1 protein-coding gene and 1 pseudogene are annotated in these 855 nt (G+C 70.6%); one reads left to right on the top strand and one right to left on the bottom strand.

Going from position 1 to position 855, the window contains the following annotated elements; translation table 11 throughout:
• A partial coding sequence (locus tag AOK15_RS40620) for a GNAT family N-acetyltransferase (RefSeq protein WP_055524213.1) occupies window positions 1–417 on the bottom strand: 417 nt, incomplete at its 3' end.
• A 98-nt stretch (window positions 418–515) separates the two neighbouring features.
• Here AOK15_RS40620 and AOK15_RS45950 point away from each other — a divergent pair.
• Window positions 516–855, top strand: a pseudogene (locus AOK15_RS45950) (sensor histidine kinase); the annotation flags it as partial.

Genomic DNA, 855 nt, shown 5'->3' with positions numbered 1-855 from the left:
GCCGGCGAAGTCGAGGGCGTACCGCATCAGAGCTCGACCGATGCCCCTGCCGCGCCAGGCCGGCGCGACCTCGATGTCGCGGACGGTCAGCCGACCGTTCCACGCCTCGTAGGACGTCTCCACGAATCCGCACAACTCGTCGCCGTCGTAGGCGACCACCGTCCGGCGTGGCCCGGGATCGGCGTCGTCGACGTCGTCGTCCTCGGCGGGGAAGACCTTGCGGAGGGGGGAGCCCAAGGGCGTCTCCCGGATGGTGAAGCCTTCGCCCGTCATGGTCACTTCGAACACCGAGTCCGTGGTGAACGACCCGTCCAGCCCGGTCAGGGCCTCGTCGTCCTCCGGCCGGTAGACGATGGTGCCCGTCCTGCCGTCCGCCGTTGTGCCGTCCGCCGTCGTGGCGTCTGCGGTTGTCTCCATGGCTCCGACCGTATGGGTCCGTCTGCGGTCCGAGTGAGGTCGTTACGTGGCTCGACCGTATGCCCGTCCCTCCATGCGCGGTCGCGGAGGATGGGGCCATGTCGTCCTTCGCGCAGGTTCGTTCGTGGGTTCCCCGGGGTGTCCGTGCCGATGCCTTGCTGGCCTTCGGGGTGTTCGTGCTGGTGGCGTTCGTCGCGGAGGGGCAGCGGCTGCGGGGCGGTGGGTGCTCGTCGGCCGCGCTGGTGGTGTCGTGGCTGTTGATCACGGCCGTGTGCGGAGGGCTGCTGGTCCGGCGCCGGTACCCGGTGGTGGTCGGCTGGTGCACGGTCGTCGCCACCGGTGCCTACTACCTGGTGAGCGACATCGACGGCCCGCTCGTCGTCGTACCGGTCGTCGCGCTGTACGGGATCGCCGCGCAGGGCAGGCTGCTGGCCGCCG

Source organism: Streptomyces ossamyceticus (genome assembly GCF_001418475.1).
In the GTDB taxonomy this organism is placed as follows: domain Bacteria; phylum Actinomycetota; class Actinomycetes; order Streptomycetales; family Streptomycetaceae; genus Streptomyces; species Streptomyces ossamyceticus.
This window is presented reverse-complemented; position numbering and strand designations above follow the sequence as displayed.